The organism is Nocardia sp. Root136, assembly GCF_001427185.1.
In the GTDB taxonomy this organism is placed as follows: domain Bacteria; phylum Actinomycetota; class Actinomycetes; order Mycobacteriales; family Mycobacteriaceae; genus Nocardia; species Nocardia salmonicida.
The window spans coordinates 785,306-799,931 of record NZ_LMFE01000001.1 but is presented as its reverse complement, the minus strand read 5'-3'; the positions used below and the strand labels follow the sequence as shown (position 1 = coordinate 799,931).

The 14,626-nt window shown below is 69.3% G+C and carries 13 protein-coding genes; 1 reads left to right on the top strand and 12 read right to left on the bottom strand.

Features of this window, described 5'->3' with window-relative positions:
• Positions 1 to 2 precede the first annotated feature (2 nt).
• The 8 genes from ASD42_RS03850 to ASD42_RS03815 all read right to left on the bottom strand — a co-directional run bounded on the left by ASD42_RS03850 (position 3) and on the right by ASD42_RS03815 (position 8,670).
• Positions 3 to 1,439: a GuaB1 family IMP dehydrogenase-related protein gene (locus ASD42_RS03850; RefSeq protein WP_056810211.1), complete on the bottom strand. Its 1,437-nt coding sequence runs from the start codon at positions 1,437 to 1,439 to the stop codon at positions 3 to 5.
• A gap of 51 nt (positions 1,440 to 1,490) precedes the next feature.
• Entirely contained in the window at positions 1,491 to 2,351 is an 861-nt protein-coding gene (locus ASD42_RS03845; protein ID WP_200950372.1) for a DMT family transporter, read from the bottom strand.
• Between the two features lie 120 nt (positions 2,352 to 2,471).
• Positions 2,472 to 3,935, bottom strand: coding sequence for a DEAD/DEAH box helicase (locus ASD42_RS03840; protein WP_056810208.1), 1,464 nt, complete (start codon positions 3,933 to 3,935; stop codon positions 2,472 to 2,474).
• A gap of 255 nt (positions 3,936 to 4,190) precedes the next feature.
• Positions 4,191 to 5,129, bottom strand: a complete 939-nt coding sequence (locus ASD42_RS03835) for a M56 family metallopeptidase (protein ID WP_056810205.1) — start codon at positions 5,127 to 5,129, stop codon at positions 4,191 to 4,193.
• 64 nt (positions 5,130 to 5,193) lie between these two features.
• A complete protein-coding gene (locus ASD42_RS03830) occupies positions 5,194 to 5,583 on the bottom strand; it encodes a BlaI/MecI/CopY family transcriptional regulator (RefSeq protein ID WP_281220972.1) in 390 nt (129 codons plus the stop codon).
• A gap of 62 nt (positions 5,584 to 5,645) precedes the next feature.
• Positions 5,646 to 6,470, bottom strand: coding sequence for an ABC transporter ATP-binding protein (locus ASD42_RS03825; RefSeq protein WP_056810199.1), 825 nt, complete (start codon positions 6,468 to 6,470; stop codon positions 5,646 to 5,648).
• Positions 6,467 to 7,612 carry an iron chelate uptake ABC transporter family permease subunit gene (locus ASD42_RS03820; protein WP_084787100.1) on the bottom strand — a complete coding sequence of 382 codons (1,146 nt, stop codon included), beginning with the start codon at positions 7,610 to 7,612 and terminating at the stop codon, positions 6,467 to 6,469. Before ASD42_RS03820 ends, ASD42_RS03825 begins: the two co-directional genes overlap by 4 nt.
• An 11-nt stretch (positions 7,613 to 7,623) precedes the next feature.
• Entirely contained in the window at positions 7,624 to 8,670 is a 1,047-nt protein-coding gene (locus tag ASD42_RS03815) for a FecCD family ABC transporter permease (protein WP_056810197.1), read from the bottom strand.
• Positions 8,671 to 8,780: 110 nt separating this feature from the next.
• On the opposite strand from ASD42_RS03815, the gene ASD42_RS03810 reads away from it, so the two are divergent.
• Positions 8,781 to 9,479, top strand: a complete 699-nt coding sequence (locus ASD42_RS03810; RefSeq protein ID WP_056815345.1) for a hypothetical protein — start codon at positions 8,781 to 8,783, stop codon at positions 9,477 to 9,479.
• Positions 9,480 to 9,514: 35 nt separating this feature from the next.
• Here ASD42_RS03810 and ASD42_RS03805 read toward each other — a convergent pair whose 3' ends face one another.
• The 4 genes from ASD42_RS03805 to ASD42_RS03790 all read right to left on the bottom strand — a co-directional run bounded on the left by ASD42_RS03805 (position 9,515) and on the right by ASD42_RS03790 (position 14,621).
• Positions 9,515 to 10,552, bottom strand: a complete 1,038-nt coding sequence (locus ASD42_RS03805; protein ID WP_063893558.1) for an alpha/beta hydrolase — start codon at positions 10,550 to 10,552, stop codon at positions 9,515 to 9,517.
• Positions 10,553 to 10,670: 118 nt separating this feature from the next.
• Positions 10,671 to 11,183: a pyridoxamine 5'-phosphate oxidase family protein gene (locus ASD42_RS03800; RefSeq protein WP_056810195.1), complete on the bottom strand. Its 513-nt coding sequence runs from the start codon at positions 11,181 to 11,183 to the stop codon at positions 10,671 to 10,673.
• Positions 11,180 to 11,362 carry a hypothetical protein gene (locus ASD42_RS03795; protein WP_056810192.1) on the bottom strand — a complete coding sequence of 61 codons (183 nt, stop codon included), beginning with the start codon at positions 11,360 to 11,362 and terminating at the stop codon, positions 11,180 to 11,182. Before ASD42_RS03795 ends, ASD42_RS03800 begins: the two co-directional genes overlap by 4 nt.
• Before the next feature lie 34 nt (positions 11,363 to 11,396).
• Positions 11,397 to 14,621: an AfsR/SARP family transcriptional regulator gene (locus ASD42_RS03790; protein WP_200950371.1), complete on the bottom strand. Its 3,225-nt coding sequence runs from the start codon at positions 14,619 to 14,621 to the stop codon at positions 11,397 to 11,399.
• Between the last annotated feature and the right edge of the window lie 5 nt (positions 14,622 to 14,626).

Here is a 14,626-nt window from a genome sequence, read left to right as displayed (position 1 = left end):
GTTCACCAGCCGCTGGGCAGCGGCCGACCTTCGGCGAAGCCTGCCGCGGACTGCACGCCCAGCACGGCTTTGTCGTGGAATTCCGGCAGTGAGCGAGCACCGGCGTAGGTGCAGGAACTGCGCACACCCGAGCAGATGTGGTCGATGAGGTCCTCGACACCGGGGCGCTCGGGATCCAGGCGCATCCGCGAGCTGGAGATGCCCTCCTCGAACAGCGCCTTGCGGGCGCGGTCGAAGCTGCTGTCGGCGGCGGTGCGGGCGGCGACAGCGCGCTTGGACGCCATGCCGAAGCTCTCCTTGTACTTGTTGCCGTCACGGTCCACGCGCAGGTCGCCGGGGGACTCGTAGGTGCCGGCGAACCAGGAACCGATCATCACGTTCGACGCACCCGCGGCCAGCGCGAGGGCCACGTCGCGAGGGTGCCGAACGCCACCGTCTGCCCAGACGTGCACGCCGAGTTCCTGTGCGGCGGCGGCACATTCGGCCACGGCGGAGAACTGCGGGCGACCGACGCCGGTCATCATGCGGGTGGTGCACATGGCGCCGGGACCGACACCGACCTTGATGATGGTCGCGCCCGCCTCCGCCAGATCACGCGTGCCTTCGGCCGAGACCACGTTGCCCGCGACCAGGGGCAGCCCGAGGCCGAGATCGGCGACGGTGCGCAACGATTCGAGCATCTTGGTCTGGTGGCCGTGCGCGGTATCGAGCACGAGCACGTCGGCGCCCGCCTCCGCCAGCGCCTTCGCCTTGGCGGCGACGTCACCGTTGATGCCCACGGCGGCGGCGACGCGCAGCTTGCCCGCTTCGTCGACGGCGGGGGTGTAGATACCCGCGCGGACGGTGCCGGTGCGGGTCATCACGCCGGCGAGCGTGCCGTCGGTGTTGGTGAGCACGGCGAGCCGGGCATGGGCTTCGGCGAGACGGTCGAAGATGTCGCGCGGGGACGCCTCGACGGGCACCTGGACGAAATCGGTGAAGGCGACCTCGCGCAGGCGCGCGAACCGGTCGACATCGGCGCAGGCGGCCTCGGTGACCACACCGACCGGCTTACCGTCCTCGACGACCACGACGGCGCCGTGCGCACGCTTGTGCATCAGCGCCACCGCGTCGGACACCGAGCGATCGGGGTCGAGGGTGACAGGGGTGTCGGCGGTGAGCGAGCGGCTCTTGACGAACGCGATGGTGTCGGCGGCCGCCGGGATCGGCAGGTCCTGGGGGAGCACCACGATGCCGCCGCGGCGGGCGACGGTCTCGGCCATCCGCTTGCCCGCGACCGCGGTCATGTTCGCGACCACGAGGGGGATGGTGGTACCGGACCCGTCGACGCTGGCCAGGTCCACATCGAACCGGGACGCGACCTCGGTCCGGTTCGGGACCAGGAACAGGTCGTCGTAGGTCAGGTCATACGGCGGCTGGGGTCCCGGAAGAAATCGCACTTGATTGATAGTAGCCCTGTGAGCACCGCGGTGGGCAATCTCGGCGATGTGTCAGCGCGCGGGCTCGGCGGCGACCGCCCTGGTCTGACACAGGGCCACGGTCGCCGCGCACATCACGACGACGCAGACACCGACGACGACCAGGCCGAAACCGTTGGTGCGCAGGTGTTCGTTGAGGGCGGTGAGCCCGAGGAACGCGGCGGCCAGCGGTTCGGCGATGGTCGCCGCGGGCAGTGAGGCCGACAGCGGTCCGGCTTGGAACGCGCGCTGTTGCAGGTATACGCCGAGCAGTCCCGCGGCGACCAAAGTCCAGGTCTGCCACCCGCCGAGCACCGCGCCGATCCCGTCGCCGAACAGGGTGACCACGCGGTCGGTGAGTGCGGCGGCCATGCCGAACAGGGCGCCACCGGCGAGACCGAGCGCGAGCGCCTGCCCCGATCGGCTGCTGATCATCAGTCCGGTGACGGTCGCGGCCACGACGACGCCGAGCAGAATCGCCAAGGGCACCAACCACTCTCGGAAGGGCGCGGTGTCCTCGCCCGCGGTCGGATCGCCCACGATCAGGAACAGCACGAGCGCCGTGACGAGGATCAGGGCGATCGTGGCGGCACGCGCGGTGATCCGCTGCCCGTTCAGTCGTGCCGACAGCGGGAGCGCGAACACCAAGGCGCACACCAGAATCGGTTGCACCACCAGCACCGCGCCGAAGGTCAGCGCGAGAACCTGCATCCCGTAACCACCGACATCGCCGACGATTCCGGACCACCACCGTGGGCTGCGGAGCAGACCGCCGACGAGGGACGCGTCTTCGGGCACCGCCGCGGCCGCCCGCTGCTGGGCTACGGCGCCCACCGCGATCAACATGGCCGCGATCAGCGCGCACACGATGGTGGCGATCTCATGGTTCGTCACGGGCTCAGTGTGCGGGATCCGGTCCTGCTGGGCGCTGATCCACGACGGGAAGTCGTGGTGTTCGACGCACCCGGAAACAGACGCGTGGCCGAACCGTAATCGGTTCGGCCACGCGATAACTCAGTTTGCCGTGCGGTTGCGGGTCACGGCGGGAGACGCCGGACGCGCGGCGCGACGACGAGAATTCGTCGGCGTGTCGCCACTGCGGGCGTGTCCACCGGCCCCCGCGGGCTTGCGGCTACGCGACTCGTGTGCCGGACGCTCGCGACGCGGAGCGCCACCACGTCCCGCCTCGGCGGCAGGTGCGCCACCGGTGCGCGGACGACGGGTGCGCCCGCCGCCGGTCGCCGACCGAGTCGGCTGCGCTGGTGCGACCGGGGCAGCCAGTGCGATACCGCTGGGCTTGCGGGCGCCGGTGATCTCCACCAGGTTCCGGTCGCCGGGGCGCACGTCGACACCGTCGGTCCGCACGCCCGCCTTGCGGGTCATCGCGGCGACGTCCTTGCGCTCCTCGTCGGTGACGAGGGTGACCACGACGCCGTCTTCACCGGCGCGCGCGGTGCGGCCCGCGCGGTGCAGGTAGGCCTTGTGCTCGGCGGGCGGGTCGAAGTGCACGACCAGCGAGACGCCGTCGATGTGGATGCCGCGCGCGGCGACATCGGTGGTGACCAGCACCGGCACCGACCCGTCGGCGAAGGCCGCCAGGGTACGCACACGGTTGTTCTGGGCCTTGCCGCCGTGCAGCGAGCCCGCGTCGACTCCGGAGCCGCGCAGCTGCTTGGCCAGGCGGTCGGCGCCGTGCTTGGTGCGCACGAACATGATGGTCAGGCCCTCACGCGCGGCGATCTCGGTGGCCACGGTGCGCTTGATGTTCTTGTCGCGCACGTAGAGCAGGTGGTGGGTCATGGTGCTGACCGACGCCTCGGCGGGCGCGGTCGAGTGGGTCACCGGGTTGTGCATGTAGCGCTTGACCAGCTTGTCCACGTCACCGTCGAGGGTAGCCGAGAACAGCAGTCGCTGGCCCTGCTTGGGGGTGCGGTCGAGCAGCCGGGTGACCTGGGGCAGGAAGCCCATGTCGGCCATGTGGTCGGCCTCGTCGAGCGCGGTGATCGACACGTCCGACAGGTCGGCGTTGCGCTGCTTGATCAGGTCGTCGAGGCGGCCGGGGGTCGCGATGAGCAGGTCGACACCGCGCGCCAGGCGATCGGCCTGACGCTTGATCGGCGCTCCACCGACGACGGAGGCCACGCGCAGGCCCAGCGCGCGGGCTGCCTCTTCGAGGGCCTTCTCGATCTGGGTCGCGAGTTCGCGGGTCGGCACCAGCACGAGACCGCGCGGGCGGCCCGGCTTGGAGGGCGAACCCTGGGCCAGGCGGGTCAGCATCGGCAGGCCGAAGGCCAGGGTCTTGCCCGAGCCGGTCGGGCCGCGGCCGAGCACGTCGCGCCCGGAGAGGGCGTCGCCGATCGTGGCGGCCTGGATGGGGAAGGGCTTGTCGATGCCCGCGTTGCGCAGGGTCTGCACCAGTTCGACGGGCAGGCCGAGTTCGGCGAAGGTCGGTTCGTTGGGCACGGCAGAGTTGGTCAAGGTGGCCTTTCGTTGGGCTGCGAATCGCGCCGAACGATGATCGGCGCCGATTACCCGAATACGCGCCTCGGCGTGAACGGGGTGCGGCCCAGCAGGAAGGACCGGTCTCCCAGGATAGGCGTGTTCGGCCTCGGGTGGGTAAACAGGCTGGTCAGGTCGGCGGTTGTGGCAACCTTTGTTCCGCTGGGAGACGCCGACCGACAGCGTGGTCGGCGCGTCGCGAACGCGGAGCGGCGGTGGTGGTTGATCGCCAGGTCAGCCGTGGAAGAGCCGGTTGAGTTCCTGCAGCCACGGCACCGCGACGGCCAGTGTCGGTACGACCAGAATCGCGGCCGAGCCGAGGTAGGCGGCGGTGGCGACTCTCACGTCTCCGGTGGTGCTCGCGAGCCGCTGGATGCGGATGAGCGTGCTCGGTCCGCCCGCGGCGAGCGCGCCCTGCGGTGCGGTGGACTTGGCACAGGCGATCAGGGCGCGGGCGAGGGGCTTGGGGCCGGTCACCTTCACGGCGGAGTCGTCGGCGAGTAGTTCGATCAGCAGTTTCACCTGGCCGAGCGCGGCCTTGCTGCGGACCACGCGGGGAAACGCCTCGTGGACGGCGGTGAACGCCTCGAGCACCAGGTCGTGGCGTGCGCGCAGATGCGAGCGTTCATGGCTCACGATGGCGGTGACCTCGGAGTCGTCGAGGTTGGTGAGCGTGCCTTCGCTGATCACGACCCGCTGGCGTAGACCAGGCAGGCAGTAGGCGATGGGTTCGGTGGCGGCCAGCACGCGGATATCGGCGGCGCGGCGCACCGGGCCGCTCTGATCGAGCAGGTCGACCAGCATGCGATGGCGGGAACGGCGGCGGCGGGTGTGTATACCGACTCGCACGATCGAGAACATCAGTCGGGCGCCGACCATCAAAGTCAGCGCGAAGACCAGCACATACAGCGTCCACAGGGGCAGACCGAGCGCGTCGATCTCCTGGGTGGGCGAGGTGGTCGGCCTACCGTCGGGGCCGGGGACGAGCAGCAGGCTGGCGATGGCGAGCCCGGATCCGAACGCGCTGAGCACGGCGGCCAAGGCGATCGCCTGCCACAACACCAGTGCCGCGCGCGGGCTGCGGTGCACCCAGGTAGCGCGACTGAGCAGCGCTGGTACCGGCCCTGCGAGAAGCAAGGCGAGACCAGCAAAGACTGCCGCGGTTGCGTTCATCGACTCTGCTCACTGCGTTGTGGGGCCAGGGGCGCTCACTCCATTGTGAGAGCCGCCAGGGAGTCTAGCCGCTGTTTTCGTCGGATTCGAGCTTGGCGAGTGCCTCGCGCAGGGCATCGGCCTCGTCTTTGCCGACCTGCTCCACGAAATGCACCAGTGCCGCAGCCCGACTACCTGCGGCGTCGGCCTGTTGCAAGGCGTCGACCATCAGGCTCGCGACGAGTTCGTCGCGGGTGTGAACCGGTGCGTATCGATGGGCGCGATCGTCGCGTCGCTGCACGACCAGATCTTTCTTCGCCAGTCGTTGGAGCACCGTCATCACCGTGGTGTACGCGAGCTCGCGCCGCGCGGCCAGCGCTTCGTGGACCTGCCGCACCGTCAGTGGCTCATCGGCCGACCACAACTGGTCCATGACCGCTTTTTCGAGTTCGCCGAGACCTGCCATCCCACCGATTTTACGGCCTCAACGACAAACATGCGTACTACAGATTGTCGTAACGGGGTGTTTGCTGTGTGTCATTCGTCATAGTCGGCCGCGCCGTACACATGTCGGGTGCCGATCGGGACGACCATCGGCCGCCCCGAGACCGGATCCGTGAGCACCGTGGCTTCGAGCCCGAACACCTCGGCCAGCAGGTCGGCAGTGACGATGTCGGCCGGTTTGCCCCGCGCGACGATCCTGCCCGCGCGCATGACCACGAGCTCGTCGCTGTAGCGGATGGCGAGGTTGAGATCGTGCAGCACCATCACCACCGTGCGCCCGTACTCGGCGTGCAGCCGGTCGACGAGGTCGAGGACCTCGAGCGAGTGCGCGAGATCGAGGTAGGTGGTGGGTTCGTCGAGCAGCAGGATGTCGGTGCCCTGGGCCAGCGCCATGGAGATCCAGGCCCGCTGACGTTGGCCGCCGGAGAGTTCGTCGAGGGTGCGGTCGGCCAGGTCGGCGATGCCGGTTTGGGCCAGCGCGGCGGCGACCTCGGTCTCGTCGTCGGCCGACCACTGCCGCAACCAGGACTGATGCGGATGACGCCCGCGCGCGACCAGGTCGGCGACCGTGAGCCCCTCGGGCGCGACCGGTGTCTGCGGCAGCATGCCGATCACCCTGGCCACGTCCTTGGTCTTCATCGACGAGATGGCCTTGCCGTCGAGCACCACCTGGCCCTCGCGCGGGCGAAGCAGCCTGCCCAGTGACTTCAACAGTGTCGACTTGCCGCAGCCGTTGGGTCCGATGACGGTGGTGACCACGCCGGGCGCGATGTCGAGGCTGAGCTCGTCGACGATCACCCGTTCGCCGTAGCCGAGGGATACGGCGTCGGCGCCGAGGCGATGGACGGGGCTGGTCATGAGAGCGTGGCCTTCCGATTCATGCGGACGAGCAGGTAGAGCAGGAACGGTCCACCCAGCGCGGCTGTGACGATACCGACCGGTAGGTCGACGGGCAGTAGCGCGCGCGAGACGACGTCGGCGCCCGCGACCAGGGCGGCGCCCGTCAGCGCCGAGGCGATCAGGGGCTCGCCCGCGGTCCGCAGCGCCATTCTCGCGATCTGCGGTGCGGCGAGGGCGACGAATCCGACCGGCCCCACGGCGGCGGTCGCCACCGAGGCAGCCACGACCGACGCGCCGATGAGCAGTGCCTGCTGCGACTGGATCCGCACACCGAGCACCCGGGTCGAGTCCTCGCCGAGGCGCAGCGCGGCCAGCGTGCGCGCCGACACCAGCGACACCGCGGTCACCACCGACAGGGCGATGACAGCGGGCACGACCCTCGACATATCGGCGCCGTTGAGCGAGCCGGTGAGCCAGAGCTGGGCACGGGCGGCATCGGTCAGGCTGGCGCGGGTGAGCAGCCAGCTGATCACCGACAACAGGACCGCGTTCACGCCGATGCCGATGAGCACGAGGCGGAATCCGGTGACGCCGTGTTCACCGCCGCTCCCGCGACCCCAGGCCAGGAGATAGATGACGACCGCGGTCAGCAGGCCGCCGGTCAGCGCGGCGATCGGGGCTCCGACGGTCGCGATCAGCCCGGTGGTCGCACCACCGCTGCCGACCAGCACCGCGACGGCGCCGACGCTCGCGCCGGTGGTGATGCCGAGCACGTCCGGCCCGGCCAGTGGGTTGTGCAGGATCGACTGCATCAGCGCGCCCGACAAGCCGAGCGCGGCCCCGACGACCACGGCTGTCAGCGCACGCGGCAATCGCGATTCGATGATGATGAAGCGCTGCGATCGGGTGCCGCCGCCGCCGAGCACGTCGAGTACGCGACCCAGGGGGATATGGGTATCCCCTACCGCGATGTCCAGGCAGAACAGTACGAACACCGTGACCACCAGCGCCAGCACGATGCCGAACACGACCGGCCGCAGCACCAACGACACCGGCCCGACCCGCAGCGCGGGACGCACCTTGCGCAGCTCGGTCACCGCTCGATCCGTTCGGTCGGCGCGCGCGGGTTCGGCGGCTACCCGGTCGGCGGCCTTGTCCATCTCGACCTCACTCACAGCGACACCAACTTCTTACGACGCACCAGGGCGATGAAGAACGGCGCGCCGATCGCGGCCAACATCACCCCGACCTGGAGTTCGCCGGGCCGTGCGATCACCCGTCCGACGACGTCGGCGACGAGCAGCAGCAGGCCGCCGAGCAGCCCGGAATAAGGGATCAGCCACTTGTTGTCCGGTCCGGTGATGGTCCGCGCCATGTGCGGAACCACCAGCCCCAGAAACGCGATCGGCCCGATCGCCGCGGTCGCCCCGCCGCTGAGCAGCACCACCGCGAACAGGCCGAAGGCCCGCGCCCGAGTGACGTCGACGCCGAGTCCGCGGGCGACATCGTCACCGAGGCTCAGCAGATTCAGGCTGGGTGCCGCGGCCACGGCCATGCCGACGCCGACCACCAGAAACGGCAGCACCTCCCAGAACACTTCCGCTTCGCGCCCGGCCACATTGCCGACCACCCAGAACCGATAGGTATCGAGCGCCGCGTTGTCGAGCACGATGATCGCGTTCGTCATCGCCTGGAGGAAGGCGGTCACCGCCGCGCCGGCCAGGATCAGGCTCAGCGGACTCGCCTTGCCCCCGCCGATCGAGGAGACTCCGAACACGATCACCCCCGCGAACGCCGACCCGGCGAAGGCGAACCAGATGTATTGCGCGGGTGCGGTGAACCCGAACAGGAAGATGCTCAGCGCCGCGAGAAAACCGGCGCCCGCATTCAGTCCTAACAATCCGGCATCAGCGAGCGGATTCCGGGTATACCCCTGGATGAGCGCGCCCGCGACGCCCAACGCCACTCCGGCGAACAGGGCCAATGCGGTGCGCGGCAGACGCAGCTCACGCACGATTTCCTCGGCGGTGGAGCGGGCCGGGCAGTGGAACGGGCCGCCGACGCAGCCGAGGGCGTGTGTGACGGCGTCGAACACCGTGGTGGGTGCGAGCGAGCGGGTGCCGATGGCAATGCTCGCCACCACCGCCACGGTGAGCAAGACAACGAGCAGCAGAAGCCCGGTCAGACGACGACGTCTGACGGTGCCAGGGTGGATCACGGCGACGAACTTCTCCTGCCTCGAAACCGGACATGACTTGTGAAGTCTGGTAAGCCTAACCTATGTTCCGAGACATCATCGTCACGGGAACCAACGTTCGAGGAGGTTCGATGTCCGAGCCCGTCACCACCGCCACTTCCCGCACCACCGCCGCGTTCGACCGCGCCTGTGCCAGGTTGCAATCGCTGCAACCCGAGCATCCGCGCGTGTATGCCGTCGCGGCGATGAGCGGGCAGGGCAAACGGCGATGGTGGCATGTGCCCAACGGGCTCTCGGAGGGCCGCGTCGAACTGATGTACCGACGTCACGCCGCGGAAATGATCAACGACGAGATCGCCGCCGAAGTGGTGGCCACCGCGCTCATCCACGCCGTAGCGGGTCGGGTCACCGCCCTGTTCGTCATGGACGCGCAGGCCTGGGACCCCGGCCGCGACAACCTGTGGATCCACCACGACAACGACGGCGGCATCGACTGGGCGGGGTTGACCGACACCGGGATTCGCGTCGTCGACTGCGATCCCGAACCCGGCGCGGTCGCCTTCCCCTGCGAAGCCGCCATGGCGGTCTGGCTCGCCCACCGCTGTGCCTCCTCGCTGATCCCGTTGCAGTCGGTTCTCACCCGCTGCTCCGGTCTGCCCGCTCGCCGTTTCTGGACCCTGGTCGGTGAATCCATCATCGGCGCAGCGACTTACGTCCCCGATCTGGCGCGCGCCGACGTGTCCGCGGGGGCGCGGCGTGGCCAACTCCTGCTCGGCGCGTTCGAGGAACGCGGCCTCCCGGTTCGCCGCAGCAGTTGCCTGCAGCGCTGACGAGAGCGCTACTCGGACAGGCGATCACCAGGGTTTCATGGTAGGCCGAGGGCTGTCGCCATCATCGGCCATGAGGCGTGGAGGTCGTCCTCCCAATAGCCCCAGGAATGAGTGCCGGTCGGGCGGATGTTGTAGGTGATGTTCGTGCGGCCGAGTTCTCGTGTCCGCTGTGCCAGATTCGCCGTGCAATAGGCCGTCGCGGCTTCGATGCCGCCGCCCACGAGCATCTGATTCGTCAGAATCGACGTCGGGTTCTTGCCGCTGATGTGCACGCGCGGATTCGACAGCGTGTCGTGTGGACCCGGCAATCCGCTGCCCGCGGAGATGTAGATCGGAATATTCGGCAACCGATGGGCTTGCACGTAGGGATCGTGCTCGCGCCATGCGGTGTCGTTATCCGGACCCCACATGTTCTCGGTGTTCCCGCCGCCCATTCGCACCACCAGGGAGACGAAGGCTCGGCCGATCGGATCGCTGGTCATCGCGCAGCCGCTGTAGGCGGAGACGCTGCGGTACAGCTCCGGTGCCTGGATCGCGAGATCGAGGACCGAGGTTCCCGCCATCGAGATGCCGGCCAGGGAATTGACGCCGTTCGTACCGAAGGCCGCGTCGATCACGGGCGGCAGTTCCTCGGTGAGGAACGTCGTCCACATGTTGTTGCCGTTGTTCTCGAGGTTCTTCGCCAGGCCCGCGTCCGGGCGTCGCCAGTCGGTGTAATAACTGAACGCGCCTTCCATCGGGATGACGACATTGACATGCTTGTCGGCGAAGAACCCGCCGGCATCGGTCTGCCCCGGCCAATTGGCCGAATCCTCGCCGCCGCCCGCGCCGTTGAGCAGATACAACGTCGGTGCGGGCGCCGAGGTGTCGCTCGGCCGCAGCACCCGCAACGCGATCGTGCGATCCATCGCGGGGGAGTAGACGCTGATATCGGCGACCCGGTCGGTCTGCGTCCGGCTCACCAACCGCGCGCCGGGGTCGGCCGATGCCGTGGCGTCTACGAAGACGGGCGTCGAGGCGACTGCCACGGCACAGACGGCCGAGATGATCGCGCGGAGCATTACGTTCTTCATCGTGTTGCGAGCCTGTTCGGGTGGTCATTACCGGCGGTATCGGATGTGATGCCGGTAACTTATCTCCCCCGGGGAAGTGTGGCAAGCTGATGTTTCACTCTTCCGGTCCGCGACGCTGTCAATGCTCCTCGGGTCGGCCGCGCCAGATACGGGCCGGAATTCCGCTGACCAGATCCCGGCGCCGCAGCACTTGGATCCGCCACGGGTCGAGGCGAAGTACCTGGAACGACGGGTCGTCGGGTCCCTGCCAGAACTGCGCTGGGTCGTAGCCCGCGCCGGGCGGACTGCCGTGCCGATACAGGTCCCACACATGTGCTCGCTCGCCGGGATCGTCGGTCCATTCGGCGACCGCGTCGACGGCGACGGTGTTCTGTGCCGGGCTCCAATAGGAGAACGTCACGTGCGGATTTCCCGCGATGTGGGCCGCTTTCACCGGGGTGCGGTAGGTCCCGAGCCAACCGACCGGGTGGTCGGCGACGGTTTCCCAGACCGGAATCAGGACGCGCGACCGCGGCCTGCCCAGGTTGTCGACGGTGGTCATGGTCGCGTAGTTGACGGCGCCGACGATGGCGTCGAAATCGGGCTGGAGATCGGCGAAGGCGCGAACGTGGGCGCGGGTGCGGTTGCTCACTGCTGCTCCTCGAGACGTTCGAGCACGACGACCGGAATCGGTTGTGCGGCCGGTCGGGCGTGGTGCCGGTAGACGTCGGTGCGGCGGCCGAGGGTAGTGAGGACGAGGTCGGTGGCGAGGTAGCCGCGGACATGGTCGGTCACCCAGGGATCGGGGCTGTCGGTCACGGTGTGAGTCATGGGTTCACCGTGCGCCGACGGCCTTCGGACGGACTCAGGATCGACTTCGGGCCCGCTCGGCGTGCAGCGTCCGGGGGTCGGCGGTCCGGCCTGCGTCGAGTTCGGTGGCGTACCGGTCGGCGCCGATGTCGGCGACGATGCGTTCCTCGATGCGGTCGACATCCCCGTGTTCGGCCTCGGGTAGTGGAGCGCCGGTGGACCGGCGGAGTGTGTCGGCGGCTCCGAGCAGCTGGGCGGCGTGCGCGGAATACCCTGCGAGCGAACGGGCTCCGGCGAGACCCTCCAGCGCGAGCGCGTGGGCCCGGGGATCGCCGGTGCGCAGAGCGGAGTCGAGTCCGCGGAGATGGCGCTGTTCGGCTTCGTCGGAGTCTCCGGCGAGTTCGGCGGTGAAGCCGAGTTCGGCGAGGATCAGGGCGGCGCCGAAATGCGACCCGGCTCGCAGATGCCAGTCCAGCCAGGTGCCCAGATACTCGCGGGCCGCGGCCAGGTCGCCGCGGCGCCGGGCGACGAGGCCGAGCCCGAGTACCGCGGATTCCTCGCCGACGAGGTGTCCCTGGTCGACCGCCACCCGACGGGCCCGCTCGTGCAGCTCGGCGCTGCGGTCGAGCTCGCCGCGCAGCAATGCGATCCGGCCGAGCGAGGTGAGCCGCTCGCCGACTTCGGTCCACAGGCCGAGTTCTTCGGCGGTGGCCAGCGAGCTCCGGTGGTAGTCGCGGGCGGCATCGAGGTCGCCGGTCACCTCGGCATGGCTGCCGAGCAGGAATCCCGCGATGGCCTGACCCCAGCGATCACCCACCCTCGCGAACAGATCCCGGCTCCGTTCGGCGTGCTCGCACAGTCCGGTCAGGTCGCCGTGGGCGAACGCCTCCCTGGCCAGTGATACCGAGGCCGCCGCGACACCCCAGTCGTCGGCATTGTCGGCGAAGGCATTTCGTAGGGCGGCCGGGTCGTCCATGCCCTGGTGGGCGGCGAATCCGGAGTACACGTGCGCGAGATACCAGCGGGCGCGCAGTTCCGCCGGTGTCGGTCGTTCGGTCACGGTAGGCAGTGTGTCGACGGTGCGGCCGACCCCGACTTCGAGCGCATCGCGCCACAGCAGCGCCACCCGTCGCGCGGCCGGGTCGGTCTCGCCGGGCACCGCGAGGGCGGTTCCCAGCGAACGGATGCCCTCGGCGAGGCGTCCCCGCATCACCCAGTACCAGGCGAGCGCGTTGACCAGCCGCAGCGCATCCACGGATCTGCCAGCGGTACGGGCGGTGTCGAGCGCCCGGCGCAGATCGGCGGATTCGGCGTCGAGCCGCGACAGCCAACGACGCTGGTCTCCGGTGCGCAGGTGCTGGTCGGCGCGTTCGGCGAACGCGAGGTAGTAGGCGAGATGGCGCAGCCGCGTGGCGGATTCCTCGCCGCTGTCGCGCAGCTGTTCGGCACCGTAGGCGGCGATGGATTTCAGCAGGCGGTAGCGCGGGCGGACATCGGCGGCGGGTGTGATGATCAAGGAACGATCGACCAAGCGGGCCAGCAACTCCGCGACCTCGGTACCCGCGATGGCGCCACCCGCGCAGACCTCCTCGGCCGACTCCAGCGTGGCGCCGTCGGCGTGGGACGAAAGTCGCCGCAGCACCGCACGTTCGGGCTCGTCGAGGAGTTCCCAGCTCCAATCGATCACCGCACGCAGGGTGCGCTGCCGATCCGGTGCGTCCCGATAACCGGACGACAGCAGGGTGAAGCGGTCCTCGATCCGGTCGGCGAGGGTATGCACGCCGAGTGCGCGGACCCGGGTCGCCGCCAGTTCCAGTGCCAGCGGGAGGCCGTCGAGACGGGTGACGATGGTGGCGATCGCGGCGGCATTGTCGTCGGTGACAGTGAAGCCGGGTGCGCTCGACCGAGCACGTTCGATGAAAAGCTTTGCGGCAGAAGATGTTTCCGCTGACTCCATGTCGCCCGGGGTGGGAACGGCCAACGGTGTCACGTGCCAGATGTATTCGCCCGCGATGTTCAGCGGCACCTGACTGGTGACCAGCACCCGGAGGTCGGGAGCGGCGGCCAGCAGCCGTGACACCACCGTGGCGGCGGCGTCGGCGACGTGCTCACCGTTGTCCAGCACGAGCAGCAGTTGCTTGCCGCGCACCGCCTCCGCGAGATGAGCGATTTGAGTTCCGTTGTCGGGCAAAGGAAATGGGCTCGAACCCGCGGAATCGTCACGGACTTCGAAGGCGGCCGCCACGACCTCGGTGAGTGTCGTCAGCGCGCTGTCCGGATCGTCTCCGAGGCACAGCCCGGCGAGCTCGACGAACAAGACGCCGTCGCGCGCGGAATGCGCGGTCGCGGTCGCCAACGCGAGACGGGTCTTGCCCACTCCGCCCGGTCCGGTGAGGGTCACCAGCCGTTCGGCGCGGATCAGCGCCTCGATCGCGGCCAGGTCGTCTTCGCGCCCGATGAGCGAGGTCACGGGGACCGGCAGTGCGGGGCGCGGTGTCACGCGTGCCGCGGGTGCGGGCCGAACCGGTGCACCGAGGGACGGATCCTGTTCCAGCACAGCGCGATGCAGGGCGGCGAGCTCGGGGCTCGGGTCGAGACCGAGTTCCTCGGCGAGGTGTTCGCGCAGGCGCCGATAGGAATCCAGGGCCTCGCCGTGTCGGCCCGACCGGTACAGCGCCAGCATGTGGGCCGCGCGCAGCCGTTCGCGCAGCGGATGGAGCGCGGTGAGCTCACCGAGTTCGTCGGCGACCTGATCGTGCTCGCCGAGCGTGATCCGGGCTCGCGCGAGTTCCTCGAGGGCCGTGAGTCGCTGTTCCTCGAGTCGCAGCATCGGTATCCGCGCGAAGTCGTGATCGGCGAGGTCGGACAGCACCTCTCCGCGCCATAAACTCAGTGCGTCAGCGAGAAGCGCTGCGCGAGTAGCAGTATCGTCGGCGGCGCGCGCCTGGTGGAGCAACTGCCGGAATACCTGGGAGTCCACCGCGGCCTCGGCGACCTCGAGGAGATAGCCGGGGGAGCGCGACACCAGCAACTCCCGCCCGCCCGCTTCGGCGTCGCCGAGGACACGGCGCAACTGTGAGGCCCGAGTCTGCAGCGAACCTGCCGGGTTGGCGGGCAACGCCGTACCCCACAGATCCTCGACGAGCCGGTCGGCGGGCACGATCCGACCCGGTTCCACCAACAGCGCGCCGAGCAGGACCCTCACCTTGAGTTCTGGAACCCGGACGACTTGTCCCTCGTCGGTCCAGACCGCCAACGGACCGAGCACTCCGAAACGCATGTCAC